Genomic DNA, 18,969 nt, shown 5'->3' with positions numbered 1-18,969 from the left:
GATTCAGTCACCCGCCACGACCTTCGCCAAAAAGCGCTCTATCGTGCGCCATTCGTGCACATTTACGCCTTCGCCAGCGAAGCGATGGGTCTGGCCGGGGTAGAGCATCAGCTCGAACGGGCGACCTGCCTCCTGCATCGCGGTCATGAAGGCGGTGCTGTGCTCCAGCACGACATTGTCATCCGCCATGCCGTGTAGCAGCAACAGCGGATCGCTGATCTGCGCTACATCCGCCAGAGCATTGGAGGCGGGGTAGGCGCTGCGCTTGGCGTTGGGATCACCCAGATAACGCTCCGTGTAGTGGGTGTCATACAGCTCCCATTTCGTCACCGGCGCACCCGCGATCCCCGCCGCGAACACGCCCGGCGCCTTTTGCAACAGCTTCAACGTCATATAGCCACCATAGGACCATCCATAGGTTGCGATGCGCTTTGGATCTACGAAGGGTTGCGCCTTCAGCCAATCCACCCCGGCCAGCTGATCTTCCACCTCCACGCCGCCCATGGCGCGATGGATCTCATCCTCGAACGCCTTGCCCCGGTCCGGCGTGCCGCGATTGTCGATGGCGAACACGATCCAGCCGCGCTGCACCAGATATTGCTGCAACACCCCGCCCCACGCCCTCGTCACCTGACGCCCGGCGCCCGGCCCGCCATAATGGATCATGAAGACCGGATAGCGCTTGCCCGGCTCCAGCTTTGGCGTCAGCAGCTTGTAGAAGAGGTCGCTGCCATCCTTCGCCTTGATGGAGCCAAAAACTGTGTGCACATGGGCGGAGCGATAGGGCGCATAAGGGTGGGCACCATCGAGCGCGTTTTCCGAGAGCCAGCGCAGGCGCTTGCCGTCCTTGTCGGCGAGATAAAGCTGCACCGGCTGCTCCGGGCTGGAGCGGCTGACGATGATCCTGCCCGCCGCGCTGTCCATCACCCCGCCGTTCCACCAGCCCGGCTCAGTCAGCAGCTTGACCTCGCCCTTGCCGGACAGGGGCGCGCTATAGACGTGCTGCTCCAGCGGAGTCTCGCGGTTGCCGGTGAACCACACGACCCCACGCTTTTCGTCCAGCCCGATGACGTCGCGCACTTGCCACGCGCCGCTGGTGAGCGCGGTCCATTTGGTACCACTGACATGATAGAGATGTCCGTTGCCCGACTTTTCCGACCACCACAGGAAGCTGCCGTCTGCCAGCGCGCGGAAATTGTTGTGCAGGTTGAGCCAGGTCTTCGCTGTCTCGGTAAGGATCACCTTCGCCGCGCCGGTTGCGGGATCGACGGCGAGCAGATCGAGCCGTTTCTGGTCGCGGCTCTCGCGCTGGACATAGAGCGTCTTGCCATCCTTCGCCCAATCCACACGGGCGAGGTAGATGTCCTTGTCTTCGCCAAGATCGACCTTCACCTGCCGTTCGCCGAGCGGGTCCATCACATAAAGCTCGACCACCGCGTTCGCCGTGCCCGCCAGCGGATAGCGCTGAGGGTAGATCTTGGTCCCCTCCGCCCCGATCGCCGCGCGGTTGACGATGGCGACACCGCTTTCGTCCACCCGCGCCACGGCGATATGCGCGTCATCAGGGGACCACCAGTATCCCGCCTGCCGGTCCATCTCCTCCTGCGCCACGAACTCCGCCACGCCCCAGCTCACCGTGTCGCTCGCGCCCTGGGTGAGCTGTTTCTCCTGCCGGGTCGCGATGTCGAGCACGACCATGTTGCCGCCGCGTACGAACGAGAGATACCGCCCCTTCGGACTGACCGCCGGGTTGAGCGCGCCCGCCGCGCCGAGGCGCACAGCCTCCCCCTCCAGCGCGGCGAGGAACAGCTCGCCATCCAGTGGCACTAGGATGCGCTTGCCGTCGGGCGACCAGTCATAGGACACGATGCCGCGCGTGCCGCCGATGCGGGCGCGCTCGCGCTGCATCTTTTCCGCTTCGGACAGCGCCGCCCCGCTCCCCAACTTCAGCGAATCGACCAGCATCCGCTCCTTGCCCGTCACCGTGTCTATCGCCCAGAGGTCGAAGCGGTCCTTGTCGTTCGCGCGGTTCCTGAGCAGCGTGACCAGCTTGCCATCGGGCGAGAGCTTCATCGCGCGCGGCTGGCTGCCCGCGAGATCCGGGCTGGCGAAGATGCGCTCCAGGCTCAAGGGCTTTTGCGCGGGCATGACGAGCGGCGAAGGCGGCGGCGGCGCGGCGGGCTTCCTGCCCTTCGCAGCAAGCGGTTGGGTCATCAGCATGGCTCCGGCAAGGGAGAGGAGGACTGCGGCGCGAAACATGGGGAGTGTCTCCGGGGGGCGCACCAATTCCTACCCGACATACCGCCCCTGACAAGCGACAAAACGATGCGGCCGCTTCAACTCGTCGATCATTGACCCTTCTGCCCGCTTGCCCCACATGGGGCCTTGCTCAATTCCAAGGAAACCCCATGTCCGTCGGCCTGATTGCCCTGCTCGATGATGTCGCCGCAATGGCGAAGCTCGCCGCCTCCTCGCTCGATGACGTGAGCGCCGCCGCCGCCAAGGCCAGCACCAAGGCGGCGGGCGTGGTGATCGACGATGCCGCCGTGACCCCGCGCTATGTCACGGGCCTGACGCCGGACCGCGAGCTGCCGATCGTCTATCGCATCGCGCTTGGCTCGTTGCGGAACAAGCTGTTGTTCCTGCTGCCCGCCGCGCTGCTGCTGAGCGCGCTTGCGCCCTGGGCGCTGACCCCGTTGCTGATGCTGGGCGGAGCCTATCTCTGCTTTGAGGGGGCGGAGAAGCTGATCGGCAAATGGCTGCCGCACGAGGCGCATGAGGCCGAGGCGCTGGTGCAGCCGACGGACGCGGCGCAGGTCGAGCAATCGACGGTCAAGGGCGCGATTCGCACCGACTTCATCCTCTCTGCGGAGATCATGGCGATCGCGCTTGCCAGCGTGGCCGATACGCCGCTGTGGGAGCAGGGCGTGATCCTCGTGGTCGTCAGCTTGCTCATCACGCTCGCGGTGTATGGCGTGGTGGCGCTGATCGTGAAGCTCGATGACATCGGCCTGCACCTGTGCCGCCGCGATGGCCTGACGCGCGGGCTGGGCGCGCTGTTGGTGAACGCGATGCCGCCGCTGCTCGCTGGCCTCACCGTGGTGGGTACGGCGGCGATGCTGTGGGTCGGCGGCGGGATCGTGGTGCATGGGCTGGAGGAGCTGGGCCTGCCCTTCCCCGGCCATCCGATCGCGCATCTGGCGGAGCAGGCTGGGGCAATGGGCGGAGCGTTAGGCAGCGTGTTGGGCTGGTTCACCGGCGCGGCGCTGGCGGCGCTGAGCGGCCTGGTGCTGGGCGGGGTGATCGTGCTGGCGCTTAGCGGCGTGGCGAAGCTGAGGCACTGAGGCCGCCCGAAAGTCACGAAAGTCACGCCCTGTAGGGGGCTGTCGAGCTCATGACCTTCGGCGCTGAGCGGCGCGCGCGGGCGTGGTTTTTCAGGATTATGAAAGAGCCATAGACCGGGCCAGCCACTCCCGCCGCCCGAGGGTTTGTTTGGGTGGCGCGGGCGAGCATGGCCCGTCGCGCCGGTTCGCAAGGCCGCGTCTATACCATGCCTCGGCGCGCTGTTCTCTCAAACGAGAGGGAGGCCAGACGTGCCGCTGGCGGGCCTGAGACAAGCAGCGTCAGGCGGCGGGATGCGGCGCGGGGCCTGCCACGCGGAAGGCGGGGACGATGGACCTTGGGAGGGGGTGTATCAGAGAGGGCGGGCTGTAGGACAGGGGGTTTTTGGGTGAACGCGGAGTTTGGGGGTTATTGCAACTGTCACCGTGATCCCGTGATCCGGGCTGGCCGCCACCGCCGACATCCGCACCGGCACGCGGCGCATCATCTCCTACCTGCTCTCGCCGCTACAGACCAGCATCGCCCAGGCGGGGCGGGAGCGATAATGCCAGTCATTCCCGCTGTTCAGCCACGGCACGGGCAGAGCCCAGACCCGCACGGAGTTTCATGTAACCGGCAAGTCATATCCAAGCATATCGTGTCCCATAATGAGACATGTGCCCTAAAAATCAAGCAAATGTGCCATAGCTATCCGCGTCAAGCACAATACGTCCAAAATGGATGTTCTATTGTGCTTGACCACCCCATGAAAATATTCTCCAACCAGTATGAGAGTGGGCCTGATAATGACATGGTGCGATAATATGCGCGCAACACTACGCGGATCGAGTAAAACCGCGTCCTGCGCGACGCAGGCGGTGCAGCCGCCCGCGCGACGCGACAAGGCGCGTGCCAAAGCCGGCCATTCGCACAGCCGCTCGCGGTCGCTCTCTACCATCAGATCCCTTCTCCTCCCTGCCGCGCTGATGGCCACCAGCGCCTGCGCCAGCTCAAGCTATATGGGCATATCGCTCGTCCCCGACGCAAGCGACGCCGAGCTGCAATCCCTCGCTTCCCGCGCCCGCGCGGGCGAAAAGCAGGCGCAGCTGGAGCTGGGCACCCGGTTTGAGGAAGGGAATGGGGTACCCCTTGATATAGGGAAAGCGAAGGCGCTCTATGGACAAGCGGCGGCGGACACGGGCGGCACCATGTGGGTCTACATGCCATCGCCCGGCAATGGTGCACCAGGGCGGGTGGTGTCGGTGGATACGGGGCCGAAACAGGCGGGGTTGGATGAGGCGAAGAAGCGGCTCGGCTTTGTAGTATTATGCAATGGTAGTTGCGAGTGAATTTTATGTTAAAGGCGTCGAACAATAATTTGTGCAATAGATTATCTATTTCAGTAGTCGTGACCACTTTGTCAATTTTTCTGTCGTCTTGCGGTATAAGTAAATCGGAATATTTATCAATTTTTTTAGAAAAAAATAAGCATTATAGGCGCGATATAACTCCAGATTATTGCAAAATAGTAACTACAAATGGCATAGAAACACAGGTTAATTCAAAGGAAATCGAAGAAAACGTGTTTTTTAATGGCCCGCCTTTGGTGAAATATCGCGTTAACGATATGAATTGGCATGTGCGGTATTTAATAATCAAACGAGAAGATGTTCCATGGCCAAAGAATAATACTTGGATTCGGGTAACATTGTTTGAAGGTATCGTCGATTGCGGCGAGGGCACAACTTTTAACGGTATAATGTTTATAAAGTAATTCGGAGGTTGTATGGGTAGTTTGGGTAACACATTGGTCGTATCCAATGGGGGGAGGGTTATAACGCTTCCAGCAAATTCTACATATAATACACCTGCGATAACTTTCTATGACGTGCCTCTCTCGGTTGTTCAAAGCTTTGTGAGGCCTATAGAAAATTCACCGAGTACAGCAATATTTAGGCAGGCGCTAGCCGCGCACGCTGCTGCAACATGGACAGGATCGCCTATAGAAATTCGAGGAAAAAATGATCTGAATAATGATAACAGAGCTTATGCACAAACAACGAATGAGCCTTCTTTGTATCTAACTACTAATATCGTATTAGATAGCTCTTATGGAATTTCAGAATCGGTTGACCTTATTGTACCAAAATTCACCACTGCCAAGATAGATGTGTTCACTGGAAATCTGAACGACTGGACTTCGTTAGGAGGAGGGAAATTTTCGGTCCAGGACCGAACCGCTTTAGGGTTTATTTCGGCGGCGGATTTTGCGGCGTCTGCGATTTGGCATGAGCTGGGTCATATTTATGTGAGGGAATTTTCTCACGGACTAAGAGGTCATGGAGAAGTAGCAAAAAAGGCGCTCTCTGGAACATTTAACGGCATCCAGGCGCAAGATATACTTGGCGACGACGTGTTTCGTGCGTTTCAACTTGTTCCATCGGCGTACGGAGGCTATTTTTCTGATAACGGGTCCAAATTTTTATCGGCATACGCAAATACATTTGACAGAATGTTGAGCTTACCTAGCGGTGAGCACATGACCGTCGATCAAGTTATTAACAATAAGAATATATTTAATGGATCGTACAGTAACAGAACTGGCCTTCATCCGAACAACTTCATTCTTGTCAACACCAATCGGCCGGTTGGAGGGGATTTAAAAGATTCTAAAGATAGATGGTAATTACGGTGACAGTTGCAATAACCCCCATACTCACAGCTTTATCGTCGGCTTTGGCGCGGGGCCGCGCGGTTTGGGGATCAGGCTCAGGCCGGTTTGGGTTTCCACGTCCGCCAGCCATTCGCGCGAGCCGATCGGGCGGCCTACGCTCTCGGCCTTGCGCAACGCGGCATAGCTCAGAGCCTCATCGAACTCCTGACCGAGGAATGCGGCGAAGTCTCCCACCCGCTCCAGCGCGGAATTACAGTGACAGTTGCAATAACCCCCATACTCACAGCTTTATCGTCGGCTTTGGCGCGGGGCCGCGCGGTTTGGGGATCAGGCTCAGGCCGGTTTGGGTTTCCACGTCCGCCAGCCATTCGCGCGAGCCGATCGGGCGGCCTACGCTCTCGGCCTTGCGCAACGCGGCATAGCTCAGAGCCTCATCGAACTCCTGACCGAGGAATGCGGCGAAGTCTCCCACCCGCTCCAGCGCGGAATTACAGTGACAGTTGCAATAACCCCCATACTCACAGCTTTATCGTCGGCTTTGGCGCGGGGCCGCGCGGTTTGGGGATCAGGCTCAGGCCGGTTTGGGTTTCCACGTCCGCCAGCCATTCGCGCGAGCCGATCGGGCGGCCTACGCTCTCGGCCTTGCGCAACGCGGCATAGCTCAGAGCCTCATCGAACTCCTGACCGAGGAATGCGGCGAAGTCTCCCACCCGCTCCAGCGCGGGGGCGACATTGACGAACCGGGTGCTTGCGCCCGCGATGAGCGCCCGTGTGCTCGACCATTGCCAATCCTGCGCCCGTTCCACCAACCGCGCTCGGACGGGATTGAGCGCAACATAGCGCAGCGCCGTCACAAAGTGCGCTTCGTCCATCGCGACAGATCCATAGCGCCCCTGCCACAGATGGCCGGTCACCCGCATCCGGGCATTGATAAAGCCGGTATACTCCCGGTGCAGCCGCCTGAAAGTCCGCCACAGCCCATCCGGATCGGAAGGAACGGCCACGATATGAACGTGATTAGGCATCAGGCAATAAGACCAGATCTCCACATGCGCCCGTTCCGCAGCATCCGCCAGCAGATCGAGGTACAGCGCAAAATCCCCGTCCTCAAAAAATGTCCGCTCGCGCCGGTTACCGCGCTGGGTCACGTGATGGGGGATTCCTGAAAGGACAACGCGGGGCAGCCGGGCCATGACGAAGTGGATAAGAGAGTTTGGGGGTTATTGCAACTGTCACCGTAATCGCAAGGCGGGGACGATGGACCTTGGTGTGTGCTGTATCAGAGGGCGCGGGCTGTAGGACAGGGGGTTTTTGGTGAGCGCGGAGTTTGGGGGTTATTGCAACTGTCACCGTAATCCCTGTCACCCCGGCACTCGCACCGAAGAGTCCGATCTCGCCAACATCCGGCTGTTCCGCAGATTTCAGGCGCTCGAAGAACTAGGACGGGAAGATCAGCAGACCGTCATCCGCCTCATCGACGCCTTCATCGCCCAACAACGCATCACCGCCGTACTCGCGCCAGTGGATTAGGGAGAAGCCCGCGCGCCGATCATCCTACTACGCTCTCAAGGGCGTGCATCACACGCCGCACCCATCACCGAGGACAAAACCTCGCGGGGTGACCCCAGAGACGTGTTAAGTGATCGTAACGCGCGCTTCTAAGTCACCGAAGTCGACAGAGCCCTCGCCATCGCTACAGCGAAGCAACAGCTCTCGCCCACCTTGGCTACATTCTATTCGCATCCCCGCGTTGCCTAACCATGCCTGGGTAACATCTACTCCCCCCATATTCCCACGCCAGATGTTCCAGAGCTTGAGAACGACTTTCTTGCCTGGTTCCTGTTTCACCTGAACGACAACCGTATCAGGGGCGGTGTCGCACCACAGCAGCATCTCGGGGGCTTCCACCCCATTGACTACAAGCACTCCTCCGCTGGCTTTCAATGTCAGACCCTGTACCGGAACTGCGGTCGCGCTCAAGAACTCTACAATCACACCATTGGGAGCAGGGATGATTTCATAGATCGCGTAAACAGGTTTTCCCTCCCAAACGATTTGGGGAGCCTGCGCGGTTGCGAACATGTCAGCTAATGCTTCGATCATCTCAGTATCCAGGGTGCCTAAATGGGTCTACCGCAGCATGATCCTGAGGCCAACGCGGAAATACATTTTTTCCGCCACAATTACAGTGACACAATTACAGTGACAGTTGCAATAACCCCCATACTCACGGCATTATCCTCGGCTTTGGCGCGGGGCCGCGCGGTTTGGGGATCAGGCTCAGGCCGGTTTGGGTTTCCACGTCCGCCAGCCATTCGCGCGAGCCGATCGGGCGGCCTACGCACTCGGCCTTGCGCAACGCGGCATAGCCCAGAGCCTCGTCGAACTCCTGACCGAGGAATGCGGAATTACGGTGAATTACGGTGACAGTTGCAATAACCCCATACTCACAGCTTTATCGTCGGCTTTGGCGCGGGGCCGCGCGGTTTGGGGATCAGGCTCAGGCCGGTTTGGGTTTCCACGTCCGCCAGCCATTCGCGCGAGCCGATCGGGCGGCCTACGCTCTCGGCCTTGCGCAACGCGGCATAGCTCAGAGCCTCGTCGAACTCCTGACCGAGGAATGCGGCGAAGTCTCCCACCCGCTCCAGCGCGGGGGCGACATTGACGAACCGGGTGCTTGCGCCCGCGATCAGCGCCCGTGTGCTCGACCATTGCCAATCCTGCGCCCGTTCCACCAACCGCGCTCGAACGGGGTTGAGCGCAACATAGCGCAGCGCCGTCACAAAGTGCGCTTCGTCCATCGCGACAGATCCATAGCGCCCCTGCCACAGATGGCCGGTCACCCGCATCCGGGCATTGATAAAGCCGGTATACTCCCGGTGCAGCCGCCTGAAAGTCCGCCACAGCCCATCCGGATCGGAAGGAACGGCCACGATATGAACGTGATTAGGCATCAGGCAATAAGACCAGATCTCCACATGCGCCCGTTCCGCAGCATCCGCCAGCAGATCGAGGTACAGCGCAAAATCCCCGTCCTCAAAAAATGTCCGCTCGCGCCGGTTACCGCGCTGGGTCACGTGATGGGGGATTCCTGAAAGGACATGAAAGGACAACGCGGGGCAGCCGGGCCATGACGAAGTGGATAAGAGAGTTTGGGGGTTATTGCAACTGTCACCGTAATCATAATCAGGCGGGAGCGATAATGCCAGTCATTCCCGCTGTTCAGACACGGCACCGGCAGAGCTCGGACCCACACAGCCGTTCATGTAACCGGCAAGTCATATCCAAGCATATCGTGTCCCAGTATGAGACATATGCCATAAAACTCAAGCAAATGTGCCATAGCCATCCGTGTCAAGCACAATACGTCCAAAATGGATGTTCTATTGTCCTTGACCACCCCATGAAAATATTATCCAACCAGTATGAGAGTGGGCCTGATAATGACATGGTGCGATAACATGCGCGCAACATTACGCGGACCGAGTAAAACCGCGTCCTGCGCGAGGCAGGCGGTGCAGCCGCCCGCGCGACGCGCCCAGGTGTGCGCAAAAGCCAGCCATGCGCACAGCCGCTTCCGGCCGCTCTTCACCGTCAAAACGCTGCTGCTCCCCGCCGCGCTGCTGGCCACCAGCGCCTGCGCCTCCTCAAGCTATATGGGCATATCGCTCATCCCGGCGCTGCGGACAGCGAACTTCAGTCGCTCGCTTCTCGCGCCCGCGCCGGCGACAAACAGGCCCAGCTAGATCTTGGTATCAGGTTCGAGGAGGGGAATGGCGTGCCCGTCAACGAGGGCAGGGCGAAGGCCCTTTACAGACAAGCGGCCGCCGATACGGGCGGCACCACCTGGATCTATATGCCCTCACCCGGCAATGGCGCCAAGGGACGGGTAGTGCCGGTGGATACCGGGCCAAGACAGGCGGGATTGGATGAGGCGAATCGGCGTTTAGCCCGGCTTATTCATCGGGCTTGGTCAGAAGGGTTGGCGGGAGTGGTGTAAGCGATTGCTTTGATGTAGGAAAATGGGTGTCTAGACCAGTCCTGCAGCGAGGCAATTTATGCCACGGGCCACACCCGCCGGGAGCGATGATAGCGCGCCGGGATTTTCGTTTCCAGCGATCGGGCGCAAGAAGATCACAGCCGCGTTCGACGGAGGTCGGCTCACCTCGGATGGCGGTGTTCTGCTGCTGGCACAGGCCGAGCGCGCGATGGGGCTTTGCCGGCGGCTTGCGGCTTGCATTGCCGATCCGCGGGACCCTGTGCGGGTGATCCATCGCCTTGATGACATCCTGCGTGCCCGGGTGTTCGCGATCGCCTGCGGCTATGAAGACGCCGATGATCTCGACGCTCTGCGCGACGATCCGGGCTTCCGCCTGGCGCTGGGCAAGCTGCCGGGATCGGGCGCGGGGCTGGCCAGCCAACCGACGATGAGCCGGTGGGAAAATGCGCCGACCACACGCGAGCTGGCCAGGATGATGGCCGCGATGATCGACATCTACTGCACCAGCTACCCCGCCGCGCCGGCGGCGGTGACGCTGGATATCGATGACACCTGTGACGTTGTTCATGGCTATCAGCAGCTCTCCTTCTGGAACGGGCATCATGGCGAGCGCTGCTTCCTGCCGATCCATGTCTACGACACTGCCACCGGCCGACCGGTGGCGATGCTGCTGCGCACCGGCAAGACACCGTCGGGCGCCGAAGCTGCCGGCCACATCCGGCGCCTGGTGCGCCATCTGCGCCGGCACTGGCCCGAAACGCACATCACCATCCGCGGCGACGGGCACTATGGCCGGCCCGAGGTCATGGCCTTCTGCGAGGCGGCCGGCGTCGACTACGTGTTCGGCCTGCCGACCAACGCCGCGCTGCGTGCTGATCCCGAAATCGTCGCTGCCGCCGATGCCTGCGCGGTTAAGCGGGCTCAGCGCCAATATCCGGTCCTGCGCAACTATGCCGAGACCCGCTACGGCGCGAAGAGCTGGAAGTGCCAGCGCCGCGTCGTCGCCCGGATCGAGGCCAGCACGCTGGGCATGGACATCCGCTATGTCGTCACCTCGCTGGCCGAAGGTTCGGCTGAGCATATCTACGACACCCTCTACTGCGCGCGCGGCAACGCCGAGAACCTGATCAAGCGCCACAAGACCCAGCTTGCCAGCGATCGTACCTCGTGCCGCTCAGCCAATGCTAACCAGATGCGCCTCATCCTGCACACCGCCGCCTACTGGCTCGTGTGGCGCATCCAGCAGGAAATCCCGAAGGCTGCCGCGCTCGCCACCGCCGAGTTCGCAACGCTGCGCCTGCGGTTGCTCAAGGTCGCCGCCCGCATCATCGAAACCGCTACGCGCATCCGCGTCGCCTTCGCGTCAGCCTGTCCCGATGCCAGCCTGTTCAGAACCATTGCCACCGGCCTCCGGCCGGCACCCACATAACCAGCGCGGCAGTGCCGCCCAAAGCCCGAGCCCTCGTCCTTCAACCTCGAAAAGCCCATCGATCCTGACGCGGTGAAAAAACCGCCGGAGGAGCTTGCTCTGATCACCCGGCGACCGACAAACCATGCTCGCACGAACCCGGAGCGGAGGCCTCATGAATAGTGCGGGTTAGCTTGCTTGCGCAACAGTAAGGATGCTCCTCGATGCTAATAGACCTACGCAAGCGAGCCATACTCTGTAATGTTGTGGTGACGCTTGTCAGCTGCGGGACACCTACAACGAACACCGATGCTGCCAGTAATTTGGCGAAGGAGGTGCCGTCGGCTCCTTTGCATATACCAGATCCTCGCTGGAAGGGGAAATGCGCTGGTTCATTTGAGTATATTAATTTTCATTATCCAGGAGAGATGGCCAAGAGCGAACTGAGTGATATAGCGTTTTGGCCCGAGTGGGACCTACATCGCGAAAGACTAAGGACAAAGGACAAAGAAACCTTCGGGAGAACGGTGTATAAAATTGTAGTTCTGTCCCAAGAATTAAATCGAATTTGGGATAAAAATGGCGACGCTAGCGAGATTTTTTACAAAATTCGCGCACTACGGAAAGATATAATAAAATATTATGATTATAAGAACAACGGCATGGAATACCCAAGCACCATATTATTTCTATATGAAAATTTATTTATTGATAATGCTATATACGAATTTCTACGTACAGGACAAAGAAAATACATAGACATCGCTTATGACGAAAATGTCATAGGGAAAAATATCATACCGGAAATAGATTATGATATTAAAAACAATCAAATATTTTTTGATAGAAATTGGGTGCTTCAATTCAATAATAATATTGCTTTTTTTGCACTAAAATCAGCATTGGATAATAATCTTGTTGTTGCAAATTATCTAAATGAAATGCTTGAGAAAAACAGAACTGAAATCAGCCGACAGGTTGAAGTTCAGAACGCAGACGAATGGAAGAGTGGTCGATGCGATAAAAAGCAAAAAGAGCTTTATAAATATGAGAATATGATGCTTTTGTATGAAGCTTATAGATATCATCCTGATGATAATAAGAAAAATATGATAGAGGAATATATAAATGTCTTTCCACAAGAATCTAATTTATCGAAATACATAATAAAGATAAAATACGAAATTTCTAAAAAAGAAGGATAACTTCATGTCTCAGTCTGTGGCACCTGTAAAAATACAGTGGAACGATGGAACTCGATTAAGTTCTACGTATAATCTTGGCAGCATAGGGACAATAAAACTTCCTTCTACTGGTCTTTTTAACCATCCTAAGAATAATAATACGTTGAGCAATGGTATTAAAATTTCAACTTCCAATTTACCTGATGTTTTTATTGCATATGAGGGTAGCACCGCTTCTCAGCAGGTGCAAAGGTTGTTACAAATTATACCTGGATTACTTCAGGCCGCCTCCAGTGTGACAAGTCTCAAAAATGCCCTTAACGGAGCTGGTAGCCCCAACCAAATTGGGGAAACTTTGATAATCAACCTGACCACGGATCACACTAATGCGACAGATGCGGTGGGAGCGCAGTATCGTGATGGCGATGACGTCAAAAAGCCTTGGTGGGCAGCAGAATCGAGTAATTCAGGAATTACGGTGACAGTTGCAATAACCCCCAAACATATTCTGCTCATCCCGCCCACCCTCCTCAGTTCGCAACCCTACACCTGCAATCCTAGCCCATTACGCTCCAAATTCCTAAGCCGTACTCCCCCCATCCACCGTCATCACCGTCCCTGTCACCCGCGCGGCGGCGTCGGACAGCAGATACAGCACGGCGCCCGCCACCTGCTCCGATGTCGGCAGGCCCAATGGCGCGCGGCGGCGGATCGAGGCTAGAGCGTCGTCGCCAAAGCCTTCGGTCATCTCAGTTTCGAGAAATCCGGGCGCGACGCAGTTCACGGTCACGCCATATTTCCCCGCCTCGCGCGAGAGGGCGCGGCTGAATCCCTCCAGCCCCGCCTTGCTCGCGGCATAGACGGACATGGCGTGAAAGCCGCTCTGCGCCGAGATGGAGCTGATGTTGACGATCCGCCCTTGCTTGCGCGCCAGCATGGAGCGCATCAGATATTTGGTCAGCGTCATCGGCCCCATCAGGTTGGTGGCCATGATCCGCTCCATATCGGCCTGGTGCATGGTGGCGAGGACGCCCGCGCCGCCGATGGCCGCATTATTGACGAGGCCATAGACCGGCCCATAGGACTTGGTGATGGTGCGCGCGATGCCGGAGAGCGCGGCGATATCCGCCATGTCGCCCTGCACATAGGCGGTCTGGCCGGGATGCTCCGCCTCCAGCGCGCGGAACGCCGGGCTTTCGCCGCGCCCGAGGCCGATCACGCCATAGCCTGCTTCCAGCAGCGCTTTCGCCAGCGCAAGCCCCAGCCCGCGCGAGACGCCGGTGACGACGATCTTCTTCATTAGGCCCCCGTCCGCTCCGTCTTGCCCGCGATGCTGACCGGGATTTCCGGCACGATGCGGATCGTCGCCGGGCGCGCGGGCGGCGGCAGGCGGCTCTTGCACCAGAGGGCGATTTCCTGGCGCAGGGTGGCGGCATCGGCCTCCACCTCCGCGCGCGGCACGACCGAGAGGGTGAGCAGGCTGCCCATCATCGCGCTCGGCTTGGCGGTGATGCGGCATTGGGCGACGGCGGGGTGGGAATGGACGATTTCCTCCACCGCCTCGACCTGAACCTTGACGCCACCGACGTTGAGGGTGGTATCCTCCCGCCCCGAGAAGCGCGCGCGGCCGTCTTCTATCGCCACCCGGTCTCCGGTGCGGATGAACCCGGCATCATCGCGCACGATATGCGCGGCGCTGCTACGCGCTTCGCCCGGCGGGCGCAGCCACAACATGCCATCGCGCGCAGAGAGGCGCGCGCCGTCTATCTCCGCGCCTTCCGCCAGCCAGTCCGCCGGGAAGCCCGCCTTGCCATCGCGCACGGCAAAGCCGGTGCCCGCCTCGGTCGAGGCATAGATATGGGTGACGCGCGCCTGCGGGAAGCGCGCCTTCAACGCGGCGAGGATGGCGTCGTCCGCAATCTCTCCGCCCAGCGTGATCTGCCGCAGCGGCAGGCGCATCGAGCCGGGGGCCATCAGCAGCCTGCGCCACAGCGAGGGCGTGGCCGAAATATGGGTGCAGCCCTGCTCCACCAGCCAGTCGACCGTCTCGCCGGTGGTCATGCCGGAACGCGGGGTGAGCAGGCACGCGCCGCCGAGCAGCGCCTGCGCCATCACCTGCGTACCCGCGAACCGGCTGGGGTCATAGAGCATGGCCCAGCGGTCTGCGTCTGCGGCGGCGCGGGGCGCTTTGACGGCGCGGAAGATCGTGGCGCGCTCATGCCGCACCAGCTTGGGGACTCCGGTGGTGCCGGAGGTGGTGAGCAGCCATTGCGTGGCGAGCGGCGCGCCCTCCCCGCCTTCTGCCAAAAGCGCGTCGAGGGTCATGGCGCCGGGGAGGTCTTCGCGTTCCGTCACGACACGGTCCACGCCCGCCTCGCGCATCACGGTCTGTGCGGTTTCGGCGGGAAGATCGGGCGCGAGCAGCAGCAGCGCCGCCACCCGGCCATCGAGGCTCAGCAACGCGCGCAGCATCTCGAACGGTTCGGCAATGCACAGCGCCACGCCGACACCGGCCAGCACCACGCCCAACTGCGCGATCAGGCGCAGATCGCCCGCGCTCAGCGCCCGATCGGGCGAACGGACCAGCACATGGTCGTCTGGCAGATCGAGCGCGGCAATCGCCTGCGCCAGCGGTGCCGTCACTCCGGCTTGGGCGCGCATTGCGCGTAGAAGGCGACGAACTCCGCGAAGGTCTGCGGATAGACAGGCTCCTCGACCATGGTGAACGGGTCGAAGCCCAGCTCGTCGTCCAGCCGCGCGACCAGCACCGCAAAGGCCATGCTGTCGAACCCGGTTTCGAGCAGGACGGTATCATCCACTAATGCTGGCGGTTCGTCCTCACGGTCCTCGCGCCACATCTCGTTGAACAGCGATGTGATGCGCGTGCGCAGTTCGTCCGCGGTGAGGATCAGCGGCTGGCCGTCTCCGGCGAAAGGTGCCCACATCTGGGTCATGATACGGCTTTCAGGTCTGGCTTGTCGGGCGATGCGGGGACCGCGACTTCGGGCGGCACATTCTGCGGATCGCGGATGCGGATGCCCCAGCGCCCGGTCTGGATATTCTGCTCGATCGGGCGGGCGGGATTGCCCATCACCACCGTGTGCGGCGGCACATCGCGCATCACGATCGCGCCGGTGGCGACGATGCTGTGATCGCCGACCTTGACGCCCGGCATGATGACGGCATGCGCGCCGATGAAGCAATAATCGCCGATGCGCGTGGTGGAATGGACGTTGTTGACGAAATCATGGCTGAGGATCGCCGCGCCGAAGGTGATCGCGGTCGACTTGCCGATGACGATGCCGTCCGGGTTCGCCTTGTCGAGCTTGGCGGAAAGCGAGATGCGACAGTCCGGGCCGATGTGCATTCCCCAGATCGTGCGATAATACCAGTTGACGCACTTCACGACCAGAAAGCCGTGCAGAAAGCGCCGCAAACGCACCAATGGACTATAGGACATCGCCACGCGCCCCGCCTCTTCGAATTCACTCGTCCCCAAGGAAGAGTAAATACCACGAACTGATTACCAACTCCATACTGTGCGTCGCACCATTTCAAACTGTTTCATCTTCTAACATTAACCATGTTTCTCAACGATCTGATAAACATCCGGCCAGTTCTGCAACTGCGTAACGCGCGCCCTGGCTGTGTGACCAGACTGCGCCGCTCACCGCGATGAAATCCGCGCCCGCGCGCACCAGCGGCGCGGCATTTTCCGCCGTTATCCCGCCGATGGCGACGCAGGGCAGCTCGAACACGGTGCTCCACCAGGAGAGGATGGAGGGATCTGGCCGGTGGTGCGTCTCCTTGGTTCGCGTGGGATAGAATGCGCCGAACGCGACATAATCCGCGCCTGCCTCTCCCGCCTCCATGGCAAGGTGGCGGCTGTCATGGCAGGTGACGCCGATCTGCACCGAGGGGCCGAGCAGCGCGCGCGCCTCGCGCGGGTCGCCATCCCCCTGGCCCAGATGCACGCCATCCGCACCCAGCCTTTTGGCGAGCGCCATGCTGTCGTTGATGATGAAAGCGCAGTCATGATCGGCGCACAGCTTTTGCAGCGGCTCGGCGGCGCGGGCGATGGCGTCATCCTCCAGCCCCTTGAGGCGGAGCTGAAACGCCGCCACCGGGCCACCATCGAACGCGGCTTTGAGCATGTCCTCGAACGCGGCGTCTATGACGGGCGGCGAGATGAGATAGAGCTGGCACGGCGGGCGGCGCATGTCGCGCTCAAACCGGTCAGCGAAGTTGGGGTCGAGGGCAAGGTCGTCGTCGGTAAAGTCGGTCATACCGCCTGTTAGCGCGGGATGAGCCGCTGTGCCAGTGTGCCCGTCGCATCGCGCGCTTCACCCCGCCCTCTCCTGCCGCTATGCACCCTTCATGAACCTGCCGCCGATGAGACCCGATGTTGCCGCCTATGTCGCGGCCGACAATGCGATTTCCCACCCGAGGTTGCACGAGATGCCGGTCGAGGTCGCCCGCCGCGTGGTGCGCAGGCTGGCGCGCACGACGGACCTGCCGCTGGAGCCTGTGGCGGTCGACCGCTGGCTGGAGGTGCCGCTGGCCGACGGCAGCACGATCGGCCTGCGCCTGTTCGACGACAAGGCAAATTGCGCGCCCGGCCCGATGATGCTCTATTTCCACGGTGGCGGCTGGGCGCTGGGGGATGTGGACATCTATGCGCCGGTGTGCGCGGAGATGGCGCGCACGCTCGATCTGCCGGTTCTGTCTGTGGAATATCGCCGCGCGCCGGAACACCCCTCCCCCACCGGCCAGCGGGATTGCGAGGCCGCAGCGCGCTGGGTAGCGGGCAACCCGGCTGCACTTCCGGTGAAGGCGACATCGCTCATCCTGGCTGGAGACAGCTGTGGCGGCGCTTACGCGATCAGTACGGCGATGGCGTTGCGTGACACGCCTGCCGCCCTGCCCGTGGCGGCTCAGCTCGCCTTCTATCCGGCAGCAGACCTCGCGACGCGCTATCCCTCGTTCCGGGAATTCGCGACGGGCTATCTGCTCGACAGGCATCTGATGCGCTGGTTCGCCGAGCATTTTCGCCCCGATGATACGGATTTTCGGGCTTCGCCCATGGCGGGGAACCTAGTGGGTCTGCCCCCTGCGCTGGTGGTGACGACGGAGCTCGATCCACTGCGCGATCAGGGCCGGGCCTATGCTGCTGCGCTCGAGTTGGCTGGCGTGCAAGTGGTAGCGCATGAAGCGGCGGGGATGACGCACGGGTTCCTGACCATGCGCGCCGCTATCCCCTCTGCGCAGACGGAGCTTGAAGCAATCCTGGCGACGTTCAAGAGGCTCATCCCGCCGCGCTGAGCACTCGCTTCGCCGTCATGCTGCATTGCAAAAACTTGAATATCGTGCCTTGCTTCGATAGACGAGCCAGTAATGATAAAACTCGTCAGGGATCCAGACGTTCAGATTCTCGCCGCCGCGCGCAGGGTTTTGACGACTGAAGCCGAAGCATTACAAATGCTTGCGGATACTATTCCTATTGAATTCGAGCGCGCAGTCGAGGCAATGCTTGATGCGCCCGGCCGGATTATTGTGTCAGGGATAGGCAAATCAGGGCATATCGGCCGGAAAATTGCATCCACTTTGGCTTCAACCGGCACGCCGGCGATCTTCCTCCATGCGGCCGAGGCAAGCCATGGCGACCTGGGCATGATCACGCGGGACGACGTCTGCCTGCTGCTGTCGAATTCCGGTGAGACTGCAGAACTGAAGGACATTCTCGCCTATATCCGCCGCTTCGAGATACCCTTGATCGCCATCTCGGCACGAAGCAACAGCGCGCTTATGCGCGCGGCGGATTATGGGCTGCTGCTGCCCAACGCGCCTGAGGCCTGTTCCAATGGCCTCGCGCCGACCACCTCGACCACGCTGATGCTGGCGCTTGGCGACGCGCTCGCCATCGCATTGATGGAAGCGCGCGGCTTCGCGGCGGAGAATTTCCATCAGCTTCATCCCGGCGGCCGCCTCGGCGCGCAGTTGAGCCGCGTGGCAGAGATCATGCATGGCGGCGAAGAACTGCCCATCGTCCCGTTTGACGCGGGCATGGCCGAAACCCTGCTCGCCATGACGGCCAGAGGCTTTGGCATGGCGATCGTGACCGAGCCGGAGAGCGGCAAGCTGGCTGGTGTCGTCACCGATGGCGACTTGCGGCGCAACATGGCTGGCCTGATGGACCGCACGGCAGGCGCAATCGCGACGCGCACGCCGGTTTCGGTGAAGCCCGAGACACTGGCGGCCGAGGCGCTGGCATTGATGAACCGGCACGCGATCTCGGTGCTGCCGGTGGTGAACGAGTCAGGCGTTCCGGTCGGCGTGCTGCATGTGCATGATCTGCTGCGCGCGGGCGTGGCCTGACATCTTC

Annotated in this window: 20 protein-coding genes; 9 read left to right on the top strand and 11 right to left on the bottom strand. The window is 60.5% G+C overall.

Annotated elements, in window-relative coordinates; all coding sequences use genetic code 11:
• Positions 1-3 precede the first annotated feature (3 nt).
• The gene (locus tag OOT33_RS03730; protein WP_307749283.1) at positions 4-2,148 is read right to left on the bottom strand and encodes a DPP IV N-terminal domain-containing protein; all 2,145 of its coding nucleotides are present in this window, start codon (positions 2,146-2,148) and stop codon (positions 4-6) included.
• A 260-nt stretch (positions 2,149-2,408) separates the two neighbouring features.
• Between OOT33_RS03730 and OOT33_RS03725 the strand changes: the two genes are divergently transcribed.
• The 3 genes from OOT33_RS03725 to OOT33_RS03715 all read left to right on the top strand — a co-directional run bounded on the left by OOT33_RS03725 (position 2,409) and on the right by OOT33_RS03715 (position 6,007).
• Entirely contained in the window at positions 2,409-3,344 is a 936-nt protein-coding gene (locus OOT33_RS03725; RefSeq protein ID WP_307748675.1) for a DUF808 family protein, read from the top strand.
• Between the two features lie 801 nt (positions 3,345-4,145).
• Positions 4,146-4,670, top strand: coding sequence for a hypothetical protein (locus OOT33_RS03720; protein ID WP_307748674.1), 525 nt, complete (start codon positions 4,146-4,148; stop codon positions 4,668-4,670).
• Between the two features lie 437 nt (positions 4,671-5,107).
• Complete coding sequence (locus OOT33_RS03715) at positions 5,108-6,007, top strand: hypothetical protein (RefSeq protein WP_307748673.1); 900 nt, start codon at positions 5,108-5,110, stop codon at positions 6,005-6,007.
• A gap of 30 nt (positions 6,008-6,037) precedes the next feature.
• Here the strand turns inward: OOT33_RS03715 and OOT33_RS03710 are convergent, their stop codons facing one another.
• The 3 genes from OOT33_RS03710 to OOT33_RS03700 are packed head-to-tail and all read right to left on the bottom strand — an operon-like array spanning position 6,038 to position 7,143.
• Positions 6,038-6,229, bottom strand: coding sequence for a hypothetical protein (locus tag OOT33_RS03710; RefSeq protein WP_307748672.1), 192 nt, complete (start codon positions 6,227-6,229; stop codon positions 6,038-6,040).
• A 46-nt stretch (positions 6,230-6,275) separates the two neighbouring features.
• A complete protein-coding gene (locus OOT33_RS03705; protein WP_307748672.1) occupies positions 6,276-6,467 on the bottom strand; it encodes a hypothetical protein in 192 nt (63 codons plus the stop codon).
• 46 nt (positions 6,468-6,513) lie between these two features.
• Complete coding sequence (locus OOT33_RS03700; RefSeq protein WP_307748669.1) at positions 6,514-7,143, bottom strand: transposase; 630 nt, start codon at positions 7,141-7,143, stop codon at positions 6,514-6,516.
• 166 nt (positions 7,144-7,309) lie between these two features.
• On the opposite strand from OOT33_RS03700, the gene OOT33_RS03695 reads away from it, so the two are divergent.
• Positions 7,310-7,525: a hypothetical protein gene (locus tag OOT33_RS03695; RefSeq protein ID WP_307748671.1), complete on the top strand. Its 216-nt coding sequence runs from the start codon at positions 7,310-7,312 to the stop codon at positions 7,523-7,525.
• A gap of 105 nt (positions 7,526-7,630) precedes the next feature.
• Here OOT33_RS03695 and OOT33_RS03690 read toward each other — a convergent pair whose 3' ends face one another.
• Both OOT33_RS03690 and OOT33_RS03685 read right to left on the bottom strand, forming a co-directional pair.
• Positions 7,631-8,098 (bottom strand): hypothetical protein, encoded by a 468-nt coding sequence (locus OOT33_RS03690; protein ID WP_307748670.1) that lies wholly within the window; start codon positions 8,096-8,098, stop codon positions 7,631-7,633.
• 344 nt (positions 8,099-8,442) lie between these two features.
• Positions 8,443-9,072 carry a transposase gene (locus OOT33_RS03685; RefSeq protein WP_307748669.1) on the bottom strand — a complete coding sequence of 210 codons (630 nt, stop codon included), beginning with the start codon at positions 9,070-9,072 and terminating at the stop codon, positions 8,443-8,445.
• 384 nt (positions 9,073-9,456) lie between these two features.
• Between OOT33_RS03685 and OOT33_RS03680 the strand changes: the two genes are divergently transcribed.
• The 3 genes from OOT33_RS03680 to OOT33_RS03670 all read left to right on the top strand — a co-directional run bounded on the left by OOT33_RS03680 (position 9,457) and on the right by OOT33_RS03670 (position 12,608).
• Positions 9,457-9,741, top strand: a complete 285-nt coding sequence (locus OOT33_RS03680; protein WP_307748668.1) for a hypothetical protein — start codon at positions 9,457-9,459, stop codon at positions 9,739-9,741.
• Between the two features lie 312 nt (positions 9,742-10,053).
• Complete coding sequence (locus tag OOT33_RS03675) at positions 10,054-11,424, top strand: IS1380 family transposase (protein WP_307748129.1); 1,371 nt, start codon at positions 10,054-10,056, stop codon at positions 11,422-11,424.
• 203 nt (positions 11,425-11,627) lie between these two features.
• Positions 11,628-12,608, top strand: coding sequence for a hypothetical protein (locus OOT33_RS03670; protein WP_307748667.1), 981 nt, complete (start codon positions 11,628-11,630; stop codon positions 12,606-12,608).
• Between the two features lie 559 nt (positions 12,609-13,167).
• Here OOT33_RS03670 and OOT33_RS03665 read toward each other — a convergent pair.
• From OOT33_RS03665 to thiE, 5 genes are all read right to left on the bottom strand, one after another.
• A complete protein-coding gene (locus tag OOT33_RS03665) occupies positions 13,168-13,887 on the bottom strand; it encodes an SDR family oxidoreductase (RefSeq protein ID WP_307748666.1) in 720 nt (239 codons plus the stop codon).
• Entirely contained in the window at positions 13,887-15,248 is a 1,362-nt protein-coding gene (locus tag OOT33_RS03660; RefSeq protein WP_307748665.1) for an AMP-binding protein, read from the bottom strand. Before OOT33_RS03660 ends, OOT33_RS03665 begins: the two co-directional genes overlap by 1 nt.
• Positions 15,227-15,541: a phosphopantetheine-binding protein gene (locus OOT33_RS03655; protein ID WP_307748664.1), complete on the bottom strand. Its 315-nt coding sequence runs from the start codon at positions 15,539-15,541 to the stop codon at positions 15,227-15,229. The genes OOT33_RS03660 and OOT33_RS03655 overlap by 22 nt, the downstream gene beginning before the upstream one ends.
• Positions 15,538-16,047: a DapH/DapD/GlmU-related protein gene (locus OOT33_RS03650; RefSeq protein ID WP_307749282.1), complete on the bottom strand. Its 510-nt coding sequence runs from the start codon at positions 16,045-16,047 to the stop codon at positions 15,538-15,540. The genes OOT33_RS03655 and OOT33_RS03650 overlap by 4 nt, the downstream gene beginning before the upstream one ends.
• 130 nt (positions 16,048-16,177) lie before the next feature.
• Positions 16,178-16,873: a thiamine phosphate synthase gene (thiE, locus tag OOT33_RS03645; protein ID WP_307748663.1), complete on the bottom strand. Its 696-nt coding sequence runs from the start codon at positions 16,871-16,873 to the stop codon at positions 16,178-16,180.
• Between the two features lie 106 nt (positions 16,874-16,979).
• On the opposite strand from thiE, the gene OOT33_RS03640 reads away from it, so the two are divergent.
• Complete coding sequence (locus OOT33_RS03640) at positions 16,980-17,909, top strand: alpha/beta hydrolase fold domain-containing protein (RefSeq protein WP_307748662.1); 930 nt, start codon at positions 16,980-16,982, stop codon at positions 17,907-17,909.
• A gap of 72 nt (positions 17,910-17,981) precedes the next feature.
• The gene (locus OOT33_RS03635) at positions 17,982-18,962 is read left to right on the top strand and encodes a KpsF/GutQ family sugar-phosphate isomerase (RefSeq protein WP_307748661.1); all 981 of its coding nucleotides are present in this window, start codon (positions 17,982-17,984) and stop codon (positions 18,960-18,962) included.
• Positions 18,963-18,969 lie beyond the last annotated feature (7 nt).

The sequence above is a fragment of the Sphingobium sp. DEHP117 genome (assembly GCF_030867385.1).
Classification (GTDB): Bacteria; Pseudomonadota; Alphaproteobacteria; order Sphingomonadales; family Sphingomonadaceae; genus Sphingobium.
This window is presented reverse-complemented; position numbering and strand designations above follow the sequence as displayed.